Source organism: Stenotrophomonas sp. SbOxS2 (assembly GCF_013416715.1).
In the GTDB taxonomy this organism is placed as follows: domain Bacteria; phylum Pseudomonadota; class Gammaproteobacteria; order Xanthomonadales; family Xanthomonadaceae; genus Stenotrophomonas; species Stenotrophomonas lactitubi.
In genome coordinates, this window is sequence record NZ_JAAVXD010000004.1 from 128,411 (window position 1) to 146,952 (window position 18,542).

Below are 18,542 nucleotides of genomic sequence, written 5' to 3' on the forward strand. Positions count from 1 at the left end.
GTTGTTTGGCGGGGGCTTCGCCCCCGCTCCCCCGCTACAGGCAAAACCCTCGCAGCATGTTGCCCCGGTATGTGTGTGCCGGGGCTTTTTTTATCTAAAATTCCCTGCGATGGTAATGCCCTGTTAGAAACGCATGAATGCGCCAGGCGTCGAGAAGTTGCAGACCCACCCACCGGAAAGAAAAGGATCTCAGTAATGAAGGTGAATTGGATCGCTATCGCATTTCTCCTAGGAACACCGGCGGCACACGCTACCACCGTCGCAGATGGCACGTTCGCCATGATGTCCGGAGGATCCTGTGATGACCTTGCCCCAGACTGCTACCTCGACAATCCTGCGATGGCAGAAAAAGTAGTCGATCAGCTCGCCGAAATGGGTGTCACGCGTTTTCTCGTACCGTCGGCAACCTTAAGCCAGTTGCGCACCATTGCTACCCCGATCAGTGCACGAGGGCTTGAGTTCTATACGTATGAGCGTTGGACGTTCGAGTCTGCAACCCAGGCCGGAAAATTCAACTGCCAGAAGTTCATCCAAGAGCGGGTTGACCCGGTTTTAGTCAAGCTCAGAGCAGAGTTTGGCAAGAGCTTTGTGGGCCTTCATTTTAAGGACGAGCCGCCAGAAGCAGACATTTCCCCGCTCGCAGACATGAACCGGTGCGTCAAAGCCGACCCTCGTCTCACCGGCATGAAGGTGTTCATCAATCTGTTCCCACTGCACGCCAACGCTGGCAGCTATGCAGGCTCTGAACATGCCGGCGCCATGCAGCCCACGGACTATGGATTAGATTGCACAGCAGGAAACATCCAGCATCCAGACAGGACCGCGCAGATGGTGGCTCACTACTCCACGTTCGCGCGCCGAATATCTGACGAAGTTCGTCCAGACTACCTTTCCTTTGACATCTACCCCTTCACTCCTTCATTCAGGAAGTGTCCGGCAGCGAGGGATCTCCTCTTGTCCGAGAACATGTCGATCATCTCGAATCTCGCCAGGTCCAGGGGGCAAACGCCTATTGCTTACCTTCAGAATGTGCAGTCCGCACATCCGTCACTGGCCCAAGACCCTTTCGAGTACGCCAACTTTCATGACCTGCGCTGGTTCGCCGGGTGTTCTTTCGCATTCGGCGTCACTGGCTTCTCGAACTTCATCACCCACGACGTCAGCAATGTCGCCAGTGTCTCGAATGGGAATGACATGTTTGGGCTGCTCGACAAACACAACAACCCGCGCAACCTTGCTTCGGATCAGCAAAGCACTTTTGGTGTGACCAGACAGGTTCAATCCGCTCTGAAGAACGTCAAATACCTGGGCTTCGTCGACAATAGTCTCGGCGTTACATCCGCCCAGATCTCAGGCTGGCTGTCGAACTCATCGTTCCTTGTCGGCGAGTATGGCGACGATGATCTTTCCCCCGTCTATCTCGTCGTTGCTGCTCGCGCACCCCGACAGGCGGCATCCGGGGCCATTGGCCTCAACAAATGGTGGCGTGCAGTGGAGAAGCTCGACTTCGAAACCGGCAAATGGCGGCGCGTTGGCAGCGGAACCAATAGAGTCGACGTCGAAATAACCACGATACCTCTCGAGCTCTATCGGCTAAATCCCTGAAACCACAACGATGCTCTTCGCTTGGTCAAATCCACCACGCGGGGCACTCTCCCGGCTGCTTTTGTGATTGCAGTGCCCGGCTCTCAATCAACCAGAAAAGCCGACGAGGTCCCCACTGTCTATCCATGGGTGGTCATGCCAGCCCCGTCTTCTCCGCACCCCGCTAGAATGAGCGGATGAAAGCACTGCACTCCCTGTTCCTCGCCGCCGCCCTCGCGCCGGCCCTGCTGACCCTGTCCGCACCCGCCCACGCCTGGGGCGCGCAAGGCCACCGCCTGGTCGCCGAAGTCGCCGACAGCCGCCTCACCCCGACCGCACGCACCGAGGTCGACCGCCTGCTGGCCGCCGAACCCGGCGCCACCCTCGCCAGCATCGCGCCCTGGGCCGACCAGCTGCGCGCCAAGGACCCCGGCCTCGGCCGTCGCTCGGCCGGCTGGCACTACGTCAACATCGCCGAAGATGGCTGCCACTACGAGGCGCCGAAGCACTGCAAGAGCGGTAACTGCATCGTCGAAGCGCTGAAGGCGCAGAGCGCGATCCTCGGCGACCGCAGCCTGACCGATGGCGAGCGTCTGCAGGCGCTGAAGTTCGTCGTGCACCTGGTCGGCGACATCCATCAGCCGATGCATGCCGGCTACGGCCACGACAAGGGCGGCAACGATTTCCAGCTGCAGTTCGGCAACCGCGGTACCAACCTGCACTCGCTGTGGGACAGCGGCATGCTCAATACCCGCAAGGTCGACGATGCCGGCTACCTGCCGGTGCTGCGCGCGCTGCCGGCGCCGAAGCTGGCACGCCAGTCCAACCCGCAGCGCGACCCGGTCAGCTGGGCCGAAGCCAGCTGCCGCATTTCCGTGCAACCTGGCGTTTACCCTGCCTCGCGTAAGATCGGCGACGACTACACCACGCGTTACCGGCCAGTGGCCGAAGCGCAGCTGCGACTGGCGGGTGAGAATCTGGCGCAGTTGCTGAACCGCGTGCTCGCCACACGCTGAGGAGTATCCGATGTCGGTCCAGGTGCAATCGTTCTTCCACCGTGACAGCAATACCTTCAGCTACCTGGTCAGCGACCCGGCCAGCAGGGAGGCCGCGCTGATCGACCCGGTACTGGATTACGACCCGGATACCGACGCCAGCAGCGAGTCACCGGTGCGCGCGATACTCGAGGCCATCGCGCAACAGCAGCTGCACGTGCGCTGGCTGCTGGAAACCCACGCCCATGCCGACCACGTGTCGGCGGGGCGTCGACTGAAGCAGCGGTTCCCGCAGGCGACGTTGGCCATCGGCGAAGGCATCCGCGCGGTGCAGGCCACGTTCGCACCGCGCTATGGCCTGCAGCTGCCCGATGAACATGTGGTCTTCGATCACCTGTTCACCGACGGCGAGACCTTCGCACTGGGTGAGTTGCAGGGGCGCATCATCGCCGTCCCCGGCCACACCAGCGACAGCATCGCGTACCTGATCGACGATGCCGTCTTCACCGGCGACTCGCTGTTCATGCCCGATGGCGGCACTGCACGCTGCGATTTCCCCGGCGGCGATGCCGCGCAGCTGTACCGCTCGATCCAGCGTCTGCTTGCCCTGCCCGATGCCACCCGCGTGTTCGTCTGCCACGACTACGGCCCGGGCGGCCGCGATTTCGCCAATGAAACCACCATCGGTGAACAGCGCGCGCACAACATCCACGTGCATGAGGGCGTGGCCGAAGCCGAGTTCGTCAGCGTGCGTCAGGCGCGTGATGCGACGCTGGCAGAGCCAACGCTGATGCAGCCAGCGGTGAAGGCCAACATCCAGGGCGGGGCGTAGGGGCCGCACGGTCGCTTCATCGCGGCGGGAATGACGCGGCGTCATTTGCCCTGCGTGCGCACCACATGCTGGCCCTTCACGATCTCGAAGGTGAAGGCATACAGCAGGCTCACCGGCACTGGCTCAACGCGCTCGGCGCCTTCGCAGTTGCCACGGTCGCTCGGCACCTTGCCCGGGGCAAAGTGGCAGACGGCGGCGGGTGAATACTTCCACATCGCCACCGCCTCCTGCGCCGCCTGCAGCAGAGGCGCATTCTCACTGGCCGCGCCTGCAGCACATTCGCTGCGGTCTACCAGCGCCAGGCTTCGCTCGACAGCGCCGTCGGCATCGATTACCACCTGCAGGCAGATCGTGGTCGGCGCCAGCTCGGTGCGCGGGTCACGATCACCGATCTGCGGATCCGGCGCCACATACAGCTGCGGCATCCGATAGCCTTCGGTTGCACCCAGCGTGTACGCCTGCACCTGGCCGCTGCCGCCTTTTCCTTCCGCATGCAGACGTTGATGGCCAACGCTTTCATTGCGGGTGTCGACGGTGCTCAGCCGTTCCTGGGTGGCGCAGCCCGCCAGCATCCCCGCTGCCATCAGCAGTGCGAAGCGCATCACCTGGTGGTCTCCGTCACGTCGTCGCTCTCATCCATGGCGAAGGTGATCGGAATGCGCACGGCGCCCGCCACTGGCTTGCCGTTCTTCAGCGCCGGGCGGTAGGTCCAGCTTCGCGCTGCTGCGATCGATACCGCTTCGAACACGCCCGGATTGGTGGCGCTCACTACACGCACATCGCTGACAGCACCCTGCGCATCAACGTCGACGCGGAGCACCACCACGCCTGTCTGGCTCTGCTCGAACGCGCTCTTCGGGTAGCTCGGCGGTGGCATCTTGTCGACCCGGATCTCCCGATCCATGACGGCCACCGTTGGGCCGACCGCCATTGCGCCACTCTGGCTCGCCCACGCCACCGCCCCCATCCCCAGGCACAACCCGACCACCAGCACCTGACCCGACACCCACGGCAATGCCTTCCGCTTGGACTGCTTCAACATGGCGATACGCTCCTTCAACACAGGTTGGCTGCGCCAGTGGCAGACCGCCGGCGCAACCGGGTGGACCAGCTGCGCCTTCAGCAGCGTGCTGGCGTAGAGGCCGCGCAGCGCGGGCTGCGGGGCAATGGTGCGGGCATCGCAGGCCAGTTCCTGGTCACGCAGGAAACGACGTGCAGCCCAGGGCAGCAGCGGGTGGAACCAGAACATCGCGCGCATCAGCAACAGCGCGCCGTTGGCCCAGTGATCGCCATTGCGACGATGGCTGTGCTCGTGCTGCAGGATCAGGCGCTGTTCCTGCGCGCTGAACTGCCGGTCAAAATCCGGGCCGACCACGATGCGTGGCCGCCACAGGCCCACCAGCGCCGGCAGCCCGGGATCGCCACTGGCCTGCCAGCTGCCATCGGCGCGTGCCTGCAGGCCGCCCATGCCACGTTCGAAGCGGCGCTGTGCACGCAGGTCGCGCAACAAGCAGACGCCCGCGCCCAGCGCCCACACCAACAAAAGCAGCAAGGGCCATTGCAGAGATGACGCAGGCAGGCCCTTCACTGCTTCGGGCACCACCTTCAGCGGCAAGGTCGGCACATGCTGCAACAACGCAACCTGCGGCAGCGGAAGCAACAGCGCGGCCAGCAGCAGCGGCAGCAGCCACCAGCTGCAATACACCACTCCAGCGCCGCCCAACCGCAGCAGCAGCGGCCGCACCGTCGCCAGCAGGATTACACCCAGCGCCAGCCACAGGCTGGCCCGCCACAGTCCGTCGAGCAGCTCATTCATCATCCAGCTCCTGGATCAGCTTCTTCAGTTCGGCGATGTCCTGTGCGCTGAGCTGGCCGCGTTCGCTGAAATGCGCCACCAGCGGTGCCACCCGGCCCTCAAACACACGCCCGAGGAAGTCCTGGCTCTGCGCCTGCACCCATGCCTGGCGCTGCAGCAGCGGCCGGTACAGATAGCGCCGGCCATCGCGCTCGGCGGCGATCGCGCCCTTGGTCAGCAGGCGGTTGAGCAGGGTCTTGATGGTCGGCTCGGCCCAGTTGCGGTGGGCCAGTGCCGCCACGACCTCATCGGCGGTGCGCGGTGCCTGCTGCCACAGCACCTCCATCACTACGGCCTCTGCTTCGCTGATCGGGGTCATGGTTTACATCCGTAATCGATGGCTTGATTACGCGCGTAATCGAACCGACTGTCAAGCCCTCGACCGGTACTTCATCGCGCCTGCGCCAGCATGAGGGGCCTCCATCGCAGGTACCGGCATGAAGCCCTTGCGCAAGCGTGATTTCCCCGTCGAACAGGCCCAGCGCTTCCTCGAACCTGGCCCGATCGTGCTGGTCAGCACCGCGTGGCGGGGGCAGCGCAACCTGATGACGATGGGCTGGCACATGGTGATGGGCTTTTCGCCCTCACTGGTGGCCACCTACCTGTGGAACGAGAACCATAGCTTCGGCCTGGCCCGTGGCAGCGGCGAGTGCGTGATCAACGTGCCGGGAGTCGAACTGCTGGACACCGTGGTCGACATCGGCAACTGCAGCGGCCGCGACGTGGACAAGTTCGAACGGTTCGGCCTGGATGCGGTGCCGGCGCGGGACGTGGGGGCACCGCTGGTAGGCCAGTGCCATTCCAGTTTCGAGTGCCTCCTGCATGACGACAGCCAGGTCGAATCGAGCAATCTCTTCATCTGGGAAATCGTGCGCGCACACGTGGCGCCGCGGCCGAAGCTGCCACGGACGGTGCACTATCGCGGCGATGGCCGGTTCATGGTGTCCGGCGCCGAAGTCTCGCGTCGACGGCGGTTCAAGCCCGACATGCTGTAATGCCAGCACTCCCCCCAAGCAGGATCGCCCCGGATGACCGAACACCTCACCGACCTCGACGCCGCCGTTGACTGGCTGTTCGCGCGCGTGGATGGGCCGCTGCGGATCGGTGCACCGCTGGCGCTGGGCAAACCCCACCGCCTGCTCAACGCCCTGTATGCGCGTGTGGAACAGGACCCGTCGCGGCCGCTGCAGCTGTATACCGCGCTGTCGTTGAACCCGCCGCAGGCAAAGGGAGACGGCCTGGAAGCGCGCTTCATGGCGCCGTTCGCGTCCCGCCATTTCGGTGAAGACTTCCCGCGCCTGGCCTATGCCGATGCGATCGCGCGCGACGCATTGCCAGCGCACGTGCAGGTGGAAGAGTTCTACATGCAGTCCGGTGCCCTGCTCGGTTCGCGGCAGGCACAGTCCAGCTACACCAGCCTCAACTACACCCACGCTGCCGACGCCGTGGCCCAGCGCGCGCCGCAGGTGATCGTGCAGAAAGTAGCGATGCGCCCGGACGACCGGCGCCTTTCGCTGTCGTGCAACAACGACATCACCCAGGACACGCTGGACGCGATGACCGCGCGCGGCCTGCCGCGCCCGCTGCTGGTTGCCGAGATCGATCCGCAGCTGCCGTATCTGGGCGGCACGGCCACGGTCGACGTGTCCTTCTTCGATCTGGTCATCACCCCGCCAGCACCGTATCCGGCGTTGTTCGGGCTGCCGCGGCAACCGGTGGCCGACGCCGACTACGCCATCGGCCTGTATGCCAGCACCCTGGTGCGCGACGGCGGCACGCTGCAGATCGGCATCGGCACCTTGGCCGATGCACTCAGCCATGCACTGGTACTGCGCCACACCGACAACGCGCGCTACCGGCGCGTGCTGGATGCACTGGACCCGCAACTTGCCAGCCATCCGCTGGTACAGGAGATCGGCGGGCTGGAGCCGTTCGAGATCGGCCTGTACGGCTGCAGCGAAATGCTCAACGAGGGCTTCCGCCGGCTGGTGCAGACCGGCGTGATCAAGCGCAAGGTGCATGATGACCTGGCGTTGATGCAGCGCATCGAGAACGGCAGCACGCTGTCCATCGATCACGCCACGTTGGAGGCGGAGGGCGAGTATCTGCACGGCGCGTTCTACCTGGGCTCATCCGAATTCTACGAATGGCTGCGCACCCTGCCCGAGGACGAATGCCGGGCGATCGGCATGCGCCGCATCAGCGAGATCAACCAGCTGTACGGCGGCAACGAAACACTGGAACGCCTGCAGCGCCGGCACGCGCGCTTCTTCAATTCCTGCATGATGGCCACCGCACTGGGCGCAGCGGTGTCCGATGCACTGGAAGATGGACGCGTGGTCTCCGGTGTGGGCGGCCAGTACAACTTCGTGGCGATGGCGCATGCGCTGCCGGAAGCGCGCAGTGTGTTGATGTTCCGCGCCGCGCGCGATGACAAGGGCCAGCGCGACTCCAATGTGCGCTGGAATTACGGGCACACGACCATTGCGCGCCACCTGCGTGACATCTATCTCAACGAGTACGGCATCGCCGATGTGCGCGGCCTGACCGATGACGACTGCGTGCACGCGATGGCGGCAATCACCGAGGCGCCATTCCAGGGCGCGTTGCTGCAGCAGGCCTTCGCAGCGCGCAAGCTGGCAGCAACGGCACAGCCCGATGCGCAGCGACAGCAGCGCAACACACCACAGGCACTGGCGGCGGCGCTGGCGCCGTTCCGCAACGATGGCACTCTGCCCGATTACCCGTTGGGCAGCGACTTCACCGAGATCGAACAGGTGCTGGTGAAGGCGCTGGGCTGGTTGAAGGCCAACACGCAGACGCGCGGCAGCAAGCTGCGCACCGTGTGGGACGCGCTGTGGCAGCCTGCAGGTGATGGCGACGCGGTGTACCTGCAGCGGATGGAACTGCAGTCGCCCAAGGACTTCGGCGAACGGCTCAATGCACGTTTGTTGAGGTTGGCCCTGGCGCGCACCGCGTAATCGCGCGGATGGTAGCGCCGGGCCATGCCCGGCGGATAACGATCAGTGCCAACCAAGGTTGGCACCTACCGCAGTGGCGCGGCACGCTATCCTGTGCGGATGAACAACGATTCCCGTTTCCTGCATGACCTGCAACGCCGCCAAGCCGATGGCGAGCACCTGCGCTATCTCTGCTTCTGGGGCCACCAGCCGCCGCGCACGGGCGTGGCGGCGTCGTGTTTCAGCCAGTGGTACGACGCAGGTTTCAACATCGACGGCGTGCACTACCCCACCGCCGAGCACTTCATGATGGCCGGCAAAGCGCGACTGTTTGGTGCCACCGACATCCTCGAACAGGTTCTCGCCAGCCGCACGCCTGACAAGGTGAAAGCGCTGGGCCGGAAGATCGAGGGCTTCGACGAGGCTCTCTGGGCGCAGGCGCGCTACGCCCTGGTGGTCGAAGGCAATCGGGCCAAGTTCTCGCAGAATGCGGCGCTGGGCGATTTCCTGCGCTCCACGGAAGATCAGGTACTGGTGGAAGCCAGTCCGGTGGATTTCGTCTGGGGAATCGGCCTGGCCAAGGATCACGCCGACGCACACAACCCGGCGCAGTGGCGCGGATTGAATCTTCTGGGGTTTGCGCTGATGGACGTGCGGGACGCGATGTAACGCCTATCCACGCATGGCGTGGATCTACTGACGCGCGGGCGATTCGTTTCGCTCCGCAAACGAGAAAGGCCGGCTTGCGCCGGCCTCCCCGTATTCCATGCAGCGCGGCTTACAGCGCCTTGGCCGCTTCCACCACGTGCGCGGTGGTGATGCCGAAGTGCTGGTACAGCTTGTCGGCCGGGGCCGACGCACCGAACGTGTCAATACCGATCACTGCACCGTCCAGGCCGACGAACTGGCGCCAGAAGCCGGTGATACCGGCCTCGATGGCCACGCGCTTGCGCACGGCGTTCGGCAGCACCGATTCGCGGTAGGCCGCATCCTGGCGCAGGAACACATCGGTGGACGGCATCGAGACCACGCGGGTCTTCAGGCCGGCCGCATCCAGCTGCGCCTTCGCTTCGGTCGCCAGCGAGACTTCCGAACCGGTCGCGATCAGGATCACGTCCGGGGTGCCGGCAGCATCGGCCAGCACATAGCCGCCACGCTCGATCTGTGCGATCTGCTCGGCGTCGCGCGGCTGGTGCGGCAGGTTCTGGCGGCTGAACACCAGGCAGCTCGGGCCATCCTGGCGGGTGATCGCAGCCTTCCAGCTCACGGCCGACTCGACCGCGTCGCACGGACGCCACACGTCGTTGTTCGGGATGTAGCGCAGCGAGGCCAGGTGCTCCACCGGCTGGTGGGTCGGGCCGTCTTCGCCCAGGCCGATCGAGTCGTGGGTGTAGACGTGGATGGCGTGAGCCGGGATCAGCGCGCTCATGCGCACGGCATTGCGGGCGTAGTCGCTGAACACCAGGAAGGTGGCATCGAACGGAATGAAACCACCGTGCAGGGCCAGGCCATTGGCGATCGCGGTCATGCCGAACTCGCGCACACCGTAGTACACGTAGTTGGCATTGGCATCGTCGGTGGCGACGGACTTGCTGCCCTTCCACAGGGTCAGGTTCGAGTGCGCCAGGTCAGCCGAACCGCCAACGATTTCCGGCAGCAGCGGTGCGAACGCTTCGATGGCCAGCTGCGACGCCTTGCGCGAAGCGATGGTCTGGCCTTCGGCGGCAACCTGGGCGATGTAGGCGTCGGCCTTGGCGACGAAGTCGGCCGGCAGATCGCCATGCGAGCGACGGGTCAGTTCAGCGGCTTCGGCCGGGTACTGCGCAGCGTACTTGTCGAACTGCTGCTCCCACTCGGCCTGGCGCAGAGTGCCAGTACCGCCAGCACGCCAGCCGGCGTAGATCTCTTCCGGAATTTCGAACGGGCCGTAGTTCCAGTCCAGCGCCTTGCGGGTAGCTTCCAGTTCGTCCTTGCCCAGCGGCGCGCCGTGGCTGGATTCCTTGCCGGCCTTGTTCGGCGAACCAAAACCGATCGTGGTGCGGCAGCAGATCAGGGTCGGCTTGCCGTCCTGCGACAGGGCCGCTTCGATACCGGCCTTGATGCTCTCCGGGTCGTGGCCATCGACGCCGCGGATCACGTTCCAGCCATAGGCCTCGAAACGCTCCGGGGTGTTGTCGGTGAACCAGCCTTCGGTGTTGCCGTCGATGGAGATGTGGTTGTCATCCCAGAAGCAGACCAGCTTGTGCAGGCCCCAGGTGCCGGCCAGCGAGGCGGCTTCGTGGGAAATGCCTTCCATCAGGCAGCCGTCACCCATGAACACCCAGGTACGGTGGTCGACGATTTCCAGCTCCGGGCGGTTGAAGCGCTGTGCCAGCAGCTTCTCGGCCAAGGCAAAACCGACGGCATTGGCGAAACCCTGGCCCAGCGGACCGGTGGTGGTCTCCACGCCCGGGGTCTCATGACGCTCCGGATGGCCAGCGGTGTGGCTGCCCAGCTGGCGGAAGGCCTTCAGCTGCTCGATCGGCAGGTCATAGCCGCTCAGGTGCAGCAGCGCGTACTGCAGCATCGAGCCGTGGCCGTTGGACAGCACGAAGCGGTCGCGGTTGAACCACTGCGGGTTGTTCGGGTTGTGACGGTGGTAGTCGTTCCAGAGGACTTCGGCGATGTCGGCCATGCCCATGGGCATGCCGGGGTGGCCGGACTTTGCGGTTTCAACCGCATCGGCGGCGAGGAAGCGGATGGCGTTGGCCAACTGGCGACGGGTAGGCTGCGTCATGGTTCTGTCGGAATCGGGAGGCGGCCGCGGAACTGCGGGCGGCCTATTGTCCCACAGACGCCGGGTGGGGTCAGGCCAACAAGGCGGTAGCGCCGGCCGCTGGCCGGCAACTTCATGATTTTCGCTGGATTCCGCATATGAGAAGGGGTCGGAGCCCTTTCCTGCGGAAAGGGCTCCGACCCCGATCAGGTATTGCCTGGGTCAGTTGTCCAGACGGGCCGCGGCGGCAGCGATCTCGGCCGGGGTGTCCGGCGCTTCGCCCTTGGCCACCAGCGTGGTCAGGGCCAGGTCGCCGGTCACGTTCAGCGCGGTGCGGCACATGTCCAGGAAGTGGTTCACGCCCAGGATCAGGCCGATGCCCAGCGGATTGACGCCGACCATCGCACAGATCATCGCCACCACCGGCAGCGAGCCGGACGGCACACCGGCCGTACCGATACCACCAAGGATGCAGACCGCCATCACCATGACCTGCTGGCCGATGCTCAGGTCGACACCGAAGAACTGGGCCAGGAAGATCACCGTCACGCCCTCGAACAGTGCGGTGCCGTTCTGGTTGGCGGTGGCACCCACGGTCAGCACGAAGCGCGACACGCGCTGCGGCAGGCCCATCTGGTCGGCCACGCGCAGCGCGGTCGGCAGGGTGGCGTTGCTGGAGGCGGTGGAGAAGGCCATCACCGTGGCCTCCTGGGTCTGCCGGAAGAATGCCAGCGGCGAACGCCCCGACAGCCATACCGCGGTGCCGTAGGTCACCACCATGTGCAGGCCCAGCGCCAGCACCACCACGCCCACGTAGGCACCCAGGCGGATGATCAGGTCGAAGCCGAACAGCGCGGCCAGGTTGAACATGAAGCAGGCCACGGCATACGGCGCCAGGCGGATGACCAGATTGATCAGGGTCATCGAGATTTCGAACACGCCTTCGATGGCGCGACGCAGCGGGGCTACCTTGGCCTCGTCGGTCAGCACCATGCCGATACCGAACATGAGCGCGAAGAACATGAGCGACAGGATCGCGCCATTGTCCGAAGCGGCCTGCAGCACGTTGCTCGGCACGATCGACAGCAGCATGTCCATGCCCTTCGGCGTGCCATGGATGCCAGCCACGATTTCCTTGCTGCGCTCGGCGTTCTCCGACAGCATCAGCGCGGCCACCTGCGGGTCGACGCCGGCACCGGGCTTGAGCAGATTGACCAGCACCAGGCCGATACCCACAGCGATGCCGGACAGCAGCACGGTGTAGGCCAACGTCTTCCAGCCGATACGGCCAAGGGCGCGGATGTCGCCCATCTCCGACACGCCCATGATCAGCGCCGAGAAGATCAGCGGCACGATCAGCATGAAGATCAGGTTGAGGAACAGGCCCGAAGCCGGGGTGGTGACGTAGTCCATTACCCACTTGGCACCGGTCTGCAGGCCTTCGATGCTGCCGCCCAGGGCATGCACGATCAGTCCCAGGACCAGGCCGATCGCAAAGCCGATGCCCATCTTCCAATGCAGGGGCAACTTCTTCTTGTCGGCAGCAGCTGCTGTCATGCGCGGGATTCCTCGAAAAATGAATCTACTCTAACAAAGCGCGCAAGCCGCGCCGGTTCAGGGTTGCCGCGGCGGATACAGCGGCGGCAGCCCAGTGTCGACGGCGCCGCTGGCGCCCGACCAATGCGGTCCGTCACGGAAGCTATCGCGCAGGCGGGCCCGCAGCGCGGTGACATCGCCCACCCCGCCCCAGCGCGCCTGCTGCAGCGCCTGCAGGGTCTGCCGCTGGGCCGGATCGGCCAGCCGCTCGATCACCTGTTCCAGGCGCTCCACGCCCGCCATCGAACACAGCAGCGCCTCCACCTGGTCGAAGCCCTCGCCATCGATGGCCCGGCGCAGCTCGGCCACGCTGGCACGCGACGACGTCGCAGGTGCGACAACTCCAGGGCGGGGAACCGTACGGACATGGGCGACTGCATGGCGACCACGTCGCCATCCCCATGCCAGGGTCAACAGCCACAGCACGGCCAGACCTGCGGCGGCGGCCATCCACGGCCACGGCCGGGTGCCGGCTGCGGTCGGTGCAAGAGAGGATGCAACCGAAGGGGCGGCGTCTTCCGGCAGCGCGGCATCGGTATCGATCGGTTGTGCCACGGGCGCGCCGGCGCGGCCCGCCGCCACGGCCAGTTCCAGATCCGGCAGGCCGGCCTGCTGGGCACTGCCGCTGTCCACGTTCCACCAGGCCACGCGTGGCCCGGGCACGCGCAGCGATCCAACCTGCCGCGGCACGATCGAATAGCGCCGGGTGATCTTCAGGCGTGGCGTACTGCCGTTGAAGGTCTCCTCGTACTGGGCCGGTTCGGCGAACACCTGAGCGGCGTCGCCGAGGTCGGGCACGGGCAGATCGGTGAACTGGGCCCGGGTAGCGCCGTTGGCGATCGCTTCGACCATCACGGTGGCCGCTTCGCCCGTGCGCCCACTGCTGGGTGCCGTGGTGTAGCGCAACTGCAGGCTGTGCAGGGGCAGCCACGGCTGCACGGCCTGCGCCTGCACCTGCAGCGTGCGTTCGGCACCGACGGCATTCATGCGGCCATCGCCACCGTTGCCGAAGAAGTCATCGAAGAAGCCACCTGCACTGCGGCCGGTGAAGCGCGCGCCAGGTAGACGCAACGCACCGCTGCGCTCGGGGATCAACAGGAAGCGACGTTCGACCACGTTGTAGCGACGGCCGTTGACCTGGCGTACGTCGCTGCGATCCTCGCCCACCCGCTGCAGCGACGCGCCACTGGGGGTGTCGAGCACCAGTTCGCCCGACGCCAGCTGCGAAGCGAAGTACAGCCTGACCACCACGCCCACGCTCTGCTGCACGTAGGGCGCAGGGTCATCCACCTCGGTTTCGATGAAGGCGGTGGCATTGCTCTGCGGGGTGGCCACCACGGCATCACTGACCTGCAGCACCAAGGGCAGCGTGCGTGCACTGCCGACCTGCAACGAGGGCACCTGCAGCGTACCGGTGCGGCGCGGCGTCAACGCAACCGTATAGAGGTTGCGCTGCTGGACGCCGCCATTGCTCCACTGCACCTGACGGTTGCTGCTCTGCGCGCTGAGCGCGAAATCGGCATTCAACGGTGCATAGTCCGGTGCACCTTCGTCGGTCTCGATGTGCAGGGTGACCGCATCACCGGCGGCGATGCTGTCCTGTTCCAGCCAGGCGCGCGTCTGCGCCATGGCCACCATCGGCAGCCACAGCAGCAGCATCGCCAGCACAGGCAGAGGCCACCGGAATTGCCTGCTCGCCATGCCTGTCATCGCCCTTCCCTCTTTCTACGTTCGTTTTCCAACTGGAACTTGGCCCGCAGCAGTGCCCCCGGATCATCCGGTACGCGCCGCATCCAGGCCTCCACGGCCTGCTGCTCCTCGCGCTGTTGCGGTGTGCCGCCAGCGCCGCGCACTGCCGTCTTGCCGGCTTCGCCAGCACGCGCCTGCTGCAGGGCTTGCTGCATGCGCTGACGCTGCTGGGCATCGGCCTGCGCCTGGGCCTGCGGGTCAGCTGCCTGCGGCGGCTCCTGTTTCGCACCCTGCTGGCTGGAGCCTGCAGACGCTGGATTCTGCTGGCCCTTCTGGCCCTGCGGTTGCTGCTGGCCTTGTTGACCCTGTTGAGGATTCTGCTGGCCTTGCTGCGGATTCTGCTGGCCCTGCTGCGGCTGATTCTGCTGCCCTTGCTGCCCTTGCTGTCCCTGCTGGTTCTGCTGCTGGCCCTGCTGCGGCTTCTGCTGCCCCTTGCCCTGCCCCTGGTCATTGTTCGACGGCGGCTTGCGCTTGCGCGCAGCGTCGACCACGGCGCGGTTGGCGACGGCGTCGGCCATCTGCGGGTGGCGCGTCAGGGCCTTGTCGTAGGCGGCGATGGCGCCGTCGTAGTCACCCTGGCGGGCAAGCACGTTGCCGAGGTTGTACCAGCCGGCATCGCTGTCGATGCCTTCGAACTGCTTGCGGGCAGTAGCGAAATCACCTTGACGGTAGGCCTGCACGCCCGCGGCCAGGCGCGCGTGCTCACGCTGGTCGGCACGTTCCCACAACGTGCCCGCTGCCGGTGCAGGTGTCTGTGCAGCTGTCGGCGCGCGTGGCTGCGCCTGCAGCTGCCCGCTCAAGGGCAGAAGACCCACGGCCAGCACTGCCGCCAGCACCGCACGGCGGCGGAACGCCAGTAGTGCCAACAGCATCACCGGCGGCAACAACCAATAGCCTTCGTCCTGCCATTGCCGGGCCTGTCCGGGCCGCTGCAGTGCGCCGCCATCGCTGGCATCCAGCACGCCCAATGCCTGCAGGTCGCGATCATCGCTGGCGATGCGCTGGTAACGCCCGCCGCCTGCGGTGGCGACGGCACGCAGGCTGGTTTCATCCAGCGCGGCCTGAGCGATCTGGCCTTGACCATCGCGATAGGCGGCGCCGGACGGCGTGCCCAGGCCCAGCACCGACACCTGCAGGCCGAGACCACGCGCCTGCGTTGCCGCAAGCATCGCTTCGCTGTCAGCCTGGTCGCTGACCAGGAGAATCTGGCCGCGCAGGGCACCGGTCTGCCGCAGCAACCGCACCGCCCAGTCGATGCCACGGTCGGCGCGCTGGCCATCACGCGGCATCACCTCCGGCGCCAGCGCATCCAGGTACAGCGCCACGTTTGCAGCGTCGTCGGTCAACGGCGCCACGGTATAGGCATCTTCGGCATACACCACCAGACCCACCTGCCCGCCTTGACGGGCACGCAGCAACGCACCGATTTTTGCCCGCGCCTGCAGCAGCCGCGAGGGTGGCAGGTCGGTCGCGGTGATGCGGCTGGAGAGATCCAGCACCACCACCAGCGGCGCGCTGGCCTGATAGACCGGCTGCGCCTGCTGCCGCCAGCTGGGGCCAGCCATCGCCAGTGCAGCCAGGGTCCAGCCCAGCAGCAGAGCCCATGGCAGGCGCGCGCGTCGCTTCCCCTCACCGGCCAGCAGGTGGGACAACAGATGGGCGTCGACTGCCTGCCGCCAGGCGTCGCTGCGCCGCTGCCGGTATACGGCCACCGCCACGATCAGCGGCAGTGCCGCCAGCATCCACAACCAGTCCGGACGCAGGAAATGCAGCGCGCTCCAATCGAACGTGCTCAAGTCGAACGCGCTCCAGTCGGGCATCTTCAGGAAGGTGGCGCTCATCGGCGGCGCTCCGGCCATACCCACGCCAACGCGCCCAGCAGCAACGCGACAGCCAGCGGCCACGCATAGCGCTCGTTGCGCGGACGCAGTGTCGGTCCCTTCGCGGCGATCGGCTCCAGCCTGTCCAGTTCGGCATAGATGCCGACCAGCTGGTCGGTGTCACGCGCACGGAAGAAGCGGCCGCCGGTCATCTCGGCGATCCTGCGCAGTGTTGCCTCGTCCACCGGGTCGCGGTCGGCGGCCACGGGAATGCCGAAGAACCGCGCACTACCGTCGCTGCCAAAGGCCACGGTGTGCACGCGCACGCCTTCGGCACGTGCCAGCTCGGCGGCGCGCAGGGGTTCCAGCACACCGGCGTTGCTGACGCCGTCGGTCAGCAGGATCAGTACACGCTGCCCTTCGGGCTGGTTGCGCAGGCGTTTGACCGCCAGCGCGATGGCATCACCAATGGCCGTCTCGCGCCCGGCAAGACCGACCACGCTGTCGCGCAGTTGATCGCGCACGCTGGACAGATCCGCAGTCAACGGCGTGAGCGTGTAGGCACGATCACCGAACACCAGCAGGCCGACGCGATCACCGGCACGACGGTCGAGGAAATCGGCCAATACCGCCTTGGCAGCGGTCAGGCGCTCTACCGCCTGTGCGCCGAGCACCATGTCCGGCTCGCTCATGCTGCCGGACACGTCCATTGCCAGCATCATCTGCCGGCCTTCCTGCGGCGGGGTGATCACCTCACCCAGCTGCTGCGGACGCGCCATCGCCACGCACAGCGCCAGCCAGCCCAGCCACAGCAAGCCGCTGCGCAGCCAGGAAACGCCGACACGACCGCCGCCAGCCAGTGCTTCCAGCTCGGCAGCGGCGTAGGGCACGCGCAGCGCCGCGCCCGGGTCGGCACGCCGTTTCCACGCGTACATCAGGATCGGCAACGGCAGTGCCAGCAGTGCCAGCGGCCACGCCAGCTGCAGATCCGGCCACGGCCAGTAAGCTGCCAGCGCGCTCATCGTCGGCGCTCCTGCAGCAACGCCAGGTAACGCGCCCGCGCCCACGCGCGCACATCGGCCACGGCAGCGGCGTCCACGTGAGGACGATAGGCACCCTCGGCCAACAGATTGCGCTGCGCAGGCGGCAGGGTGTCCTTGGGATCGACATGCTGCCACCACGCGGCATCGTGCAGTGCTTCGCTGCCGGGGCGTGCCTGACGCGCCGCACGCCGCAGCAGGCTGGCGATGGCTGCCAGTTCCGACGGCGCGCCGTTCACTGCCGCAATCTCCTGATCGAACACACGCATCCACTGTTGGCGTCGGCGGCGCCGACGCCAGGCCAGCGCAGCAACGATTGCCAGCAACAGCAGAATCAGTGCGATCAGCATCAGCCAGCCAGGTGCGGGGGGCCACCACGCTGGCGAGGCCGGCAACTGCACATCACGCAGTGGCAGGGAGGCACTCATGCCGGCACCTCCGTCGGTGCCGGCGCCAGCCAGGCATCACTGGCCGCATCGGTGGAAAGCACCTGCACATCGACGCGACGTGCGGCAAGCTGGCTGCGCAGCTGCTGCAGCGGTTCGACGAAATGCGCTTGCCAGTGCGCCTGCACATCGCTGCGACGCAGGTCCAGGCCGATGCGCTGCTGTGCGGCAAGAAACTGCAGGGGCGCCGCTGGCGGCTGCAACTCCAGCGGATCGACCAGCAGCAGCAGACTCAGGTCATGGTGCTGGGCCAGTGCGCTCCAGCGCGCTGGCGGAATGCGGATCGCCTGCTGCGGATCGGCCAGTACCAGCATCCGCGCGCCGGGGCGCAGCACCCGCCCGGCATGGTCCAGCGCGCGCTCCAGACCGAGGTCATCGGCGGGTGGCTGCGCGTACCAGCGCGTGAGTGCGTCGAGTACGCGCAGTACACCGCGCGCACCGCCGGCCGGTGCGATCGGTGCCTCACGATCACTGCCGCGCAATGCACCGATGCGATCGCCGCGACGCTGTGCGGACCATGCCGCGACGGCACCGGCGCGCGCCGCCTGCACCGACTTGAAGCGCACGCGGGTACCGAAGTACAGCGCAGGCGACGTATCGGCAACGATCAGGGTGACCCGCTCGCGTTCTGCCTGGAACAGTTTGGTGTGCGTGCGACCGGTGCGTGCAGTGACGCGCCAGTCGATGTGGCGCGCGTCGTCGCCCGCCACGTATTCGCGTGATTCTGCATATTCCATGCCGCGTCCGCGCAGCGGCGAAGGTGCCTGGCCTGCACTGCCCGCTCGCCCTCGACGAGGCGGTGGCGGACGCTGTGCCAAGCGCCGCAATGCCACCAGCTCGGCTAACTGCGGTCGCAGACCATCGCCTTCGCTGGTACCCGGAGCAGGTCCGTTGGTCGTGCCGGTCATGC

At 66.2% G+C, this 18,542-nt stretch carries 16 protein-coding genes; 6 read left to right on the forward strand and 10 right to left on the reverse strand.

Annotated features, from left to right (window positions below; translation table 11 throughout):
* Nucleotides 1–195: 195 nt before the first annotated feature.
* The 3 genes from HFK18_RS08560 to HFK18_RS08570 all read left to right on the forward strand — a co-directional run bounded on the left by HFK18_RS08560 (nt 196) and on the right by HFK18_RS08570 (nt 3,411).
* The gene (locus HFK18_RS08560) at nt 196–1,605 is read left to right on the forward strand and encodes a hypothetical protein (protein WP_180165783.1); all 1,410 of its coding nucleotides are present in this window, start codon (nt 196–198) and stop codon (nt 1,603–1,605) included.
* 176 nt (nt 1,606–1,781) lie between these two features.
* A complete protein-coding gene (locus tag HFK18_RS08565; protein ID WP_180165785.1) occupies nt 1,782–2,600 on the forward strand; it encodes a S1/P1 nuclease in 819 nt (272 codons plus the stop codon).
* Between the two features lie 10 nt (nt 2,601–2,610).
* The gene (locus tag HFK18_RS08570) at nt 2,611–3,411 is read left to right on the forward strand and encodes an MBL fold metallo-hydrolase (RefSeq protein ID WP_180165787.1); all 801 of its coding nucleotides are present in this window, start codon (nt 2,611–2,613) and stop codon (nt 3,409–3,411) included.
* Nucleotides 3,412–3,452: 41 nt separating this feature from the next.
* Here the strand turns inward: HFK18_RS08570 and HFK18_RS08575 are convergent, their stop codons facing one another.
* From HFK18_RS08575 to HFK18_RS08585, 3 genes are read right to left on the reverse strand one after another with little or no spacing between them, the layout of a single operon-like run.
* Entirely contained in the window at nt 3,453–4,013 is a 561-nt protein-coding gene (locus HFK18_RS08575) for a hypothetical protein (RefSeq protein ID WP_180165788.1), read from the reverse strand.
* Nucleotides 4,013–5,227, reverse strand: coding sequence for a TonB family protein (locus HFK18_RS08580; RefSeq protein WP_180165790.1), 1,215 nt, complete (start codon nt 5,225–5,227; stop codon nt 4,013–4,015). The genes HFK18_RS08575 and HFK18_RS08580 overlap by 1 nt, the downstream gene beginning before the upstream one ends.
* The gene (locus HFK18_RS08585; RefSeq protein WP_100553432.1) at nt 5,220–5,585 is read right to left on the reverse strand and encodes a BlaI/MecI/CopY family transcriptional regulator; all 366 of its coding nucleotides are present in this window, start codon (nt 5,583–5,585) and stop codon (nt 5,220–5,222) included. The genes HFK18_RS08580 and HFK18_RS08585 overlap by 8 nt, the downstream gene beginning before the upstream one ends.
* 118 nt (nt 5,586–5,703) lie before the next feature.
* On the opposite strand from HFK18_RS08585, the gene HFK18_RS08590 reads away from it, so the two are divergent.
* Genes HFK18_RS08590 through HFK18_RS08600 form a run of 3 tightly spaced genes read left to right on the forward strand, consistent with a single transcriptional unit; the run spans nt 5,704 to nt 8,895 of the window.
* Nucleotides 5,704–6,261: a flavin reductase family protein gene (locus tag HFK18_RS08590; RefSeq protein WP_180165792.1), complete on the forward strand. Its 558-nt coding sequence runs from the start codon at nt 5,704–5,706 to the stop codon at nt 6,259–6,261.
* A 33-nt stretch (nt 6,262–6,294) separates the two neighbouring features.
* The gene (locus HFK18_RS08595; protein WP_180165794.1) at nt 6,295–8,247 is read left to right on the forward strand and encodes an acetyl-CoA hydrolase/transferase C-terminal domain-containing protein; all 1,953 of its coding nucleotides are present in this window, start codon (nt 6,295–6,297) and stop codon (nt 8,245–8,247) included.
* A 45-nt stretch (nt 8,248–8,292) separates the two neighbouring features.
* Nucleotides 8,293–8,895, forward strand: a complete 603-nt coding sequence (locus tag HFK18_RS08600; RefSeq protein ID WP_286041717.1) for an NADAR family protein — start codon at nt 8,293–8,295, stop codon at nt 8,893–8,895.
* 109 nt (nt 8,896–9,004) lie between these two features.
* Here HFK18_RS08600 and tkt read toward each other — a convergent pair whose 3' ends face one another.
* The 7 genes from tkt to HFK18_RS08635 all read right to left on the reverse strand — a co-directional run bounded on the left by tkt (nt 9,005) and on the right by HFK18_RS08635 (nt 18,540).
* Nucleotides 9,005–11,002, reverse strand: coding sequence for a transketolase (gene tkt, locus HFK18_RS08605; RefSeq protein ID WP_099820836.1), 1,998 nt, complete (start codon nt 11,000–11,002; stop codon nt 9,005–9,007).
* Nucleotides 11,003–11,203: 201 nt separating this feature from the next.
* Nucleotides 11,204–12,538 carry a dicarboxylate/amino acid:cation symporter gene (locus HFK18_RS08610; RefSeq protein ID WP_180165796.1) on the reverse strand — a complete coding sequence of 445 codons (1,335 nt, stop codon included), beginning with the start codon at nt 12,536–12,538 and terminating at the stop codon, nt 11,204–11,206.
* Nucleotides 12,539–12,595: 57 nt separating this feature from the next.
* Nucleotides 12,596–14,287: a BatD family protein gene (locus HFK18_RS08615; protein WP_180165798.1), complete on the reverse strand. Its 1,692-nt coding sequence runs from the start codon at nt 14,285–14,287 to the stop codon at nt 12,596–12,598.
* The gene (locus HFK18_RS08620) at nt 14,284–16,146 is read right to left on the reverse strand and encodes a tetratricopeptide repeat protein (protein ID WP_180166062.1); all 1,863 of its coding nucleotides are present in this window, start codon (nt 16,144–16,146) and stop codon (nt 14,284–14,286) included. Before HFK18_RS08620 ends, HFK18_RS08615 begins: the two co-directional genes overlap by 4 nt.
* Before the next feature lie 17 nt (nt 16,147–16,163).
* Complete coding sequence (locus HFK18_RS08625; protein ID WP_180165800.1) at nt 16,164–17,168, reverse strand: VWA domain-containing protein; 1,005 nt, start codon at nt 17,166–17,168, stop codon at nt 16,164–16,166.
* A complete protein-coding gene (locus tag HFK18_RS08630; protein ID WP_180165802.1) occupies nt 17,165–17,614 on the reverse strand; it encodes a DUF4381 domain-containing protein in 450 nt (149 codons plus the stop codon). The genes HFK18_RS08625 and HFK18_RS08630 overlap by 4 nt, the downstream gene beginning before the upstream one ends.
* On the reverse strand, nt 17,611–18,540 hold the full coding sequence (locus HFK18_RS08635; protein ID WP_180165804.1) for a DUF58 domain-containing protein: 930 nt from the start codon (nt 18,538–18,540) through the stop codon (nt 17,611–17,613). Before HFK18_RS08635 ends, HFK18_RS08630 begins: the two co-directional genes overlap by 4 nt.
* Nucleotides 18,541–18,542 lie beyond the last annotated feature (2 nt).

Bases quoted from the DNA above. Each gene is read 5' to 3' on its own strand.
- HFK18_RS08560 (WP_180165783.1), top strand. From the start codon at position 196: ATGAAGGTGAATTGGATCGCTATCGCATTTCTCCTAGGAACACCGGCG.
- HFK18_RS08565 (WP_180165785.1), top strand. From the start codon at position 1,782: ATGAAAGCACTGCACTCCCTGTTCCTCGCCGCCGCCCTCGCGCCGGCC.
- HFK18_RS08570 (WP_180165787.1), top strand. From the start codon at position 2,611: ATGTCGGTCCAGGTGCAATCGTTCTTCCACCGTGACAGCAATACCTTC.
- HFK18_RS08575 (WP_180165788.1), bottom strand. From the start codon at position 4,013: ATGCGCTTCGCACTGCTGATGGCAGCGGGGATGCTGGCGGGCTGCGCC.
- HFK18_RS08580 (WP_180165790.1), bottom strand. From the start codon at position 5,227: ATGAATGAGCTGCTCGACGGACTGTGGCGGGCCAGCCTGTGGCTGGCG.
- HFK18_RS08585 (WP_100553432.1), bottom strand. From the start codon at position 5,585: ATGACCCCGATCAGCGAAGCAGAGGCCGTAGTGATGGAGGTGCTGTGG.
- HFK18_RS08590 (WP_180165792.1), top strand. From the start codon at position 5,704: ATGAAGCCCTTGCGCAAGCGTGATTTCCCCGTCGAACAGGCCCAGCGC.
- HFK18_RS08595 (WP_180165794.1), top strand. From the start codon at position 6,295: ATGACCGAACACCTCACCGACCTCGACGCCGCCGTTGACTGGCTGTTC.
- tkt (WP_099820836.1), bottom strand. From the start codon at position 11,002: ATGACGCAGCCTACCCGTCGCCAGTTGGCCAACGCCATCCGCTTCCTC.
- HFK18_RS08610 (WP_180165796.1), bottom strand. From the start codon at position 12,538: ATGACAGCAGCTGCTGCCGACAAGAAGAAGTTGCCCCTGCATTGGAAG.
- HFK18_RS08615 (WP_180165798.1), bottom strand. From the start codon at position 14,287: ATGACAGGCATGGCGAGCAGGCAATTCCGGTGGCCTCTGCCTGTGCTG.
- HFK18_RS08620 (WP_180166062.1), bottom strand. From the start codon at position 16,146: ATGCCCGACTGGAGCGCGTTCGACTTGAGCACGTTCGATTGGAGCGCG.
- HFK18_RS08625 (WP_180165800.1), bottom strand. From the start codon at position 17,168: ATGAGCGCGCTGGCAGCTTACTGGCCGTGGCCGGATCTGCAGCTGGCG.
- HFK18_RS08630 (WP_180165802.1), bottom strand. From the start codon at position 17,614: ATGAGTGCCTCCCTGCCACTGCGTGATGTGCAGTTGCCGGCCTCGCCA.
- HFK18_RS08635 (WP_180165804.1), bottom strand. From the start codon at position 18,540: ATGACCGGCACGACCAACGGACCTGCTCCGGGTACCAGCGAAGGCGAT.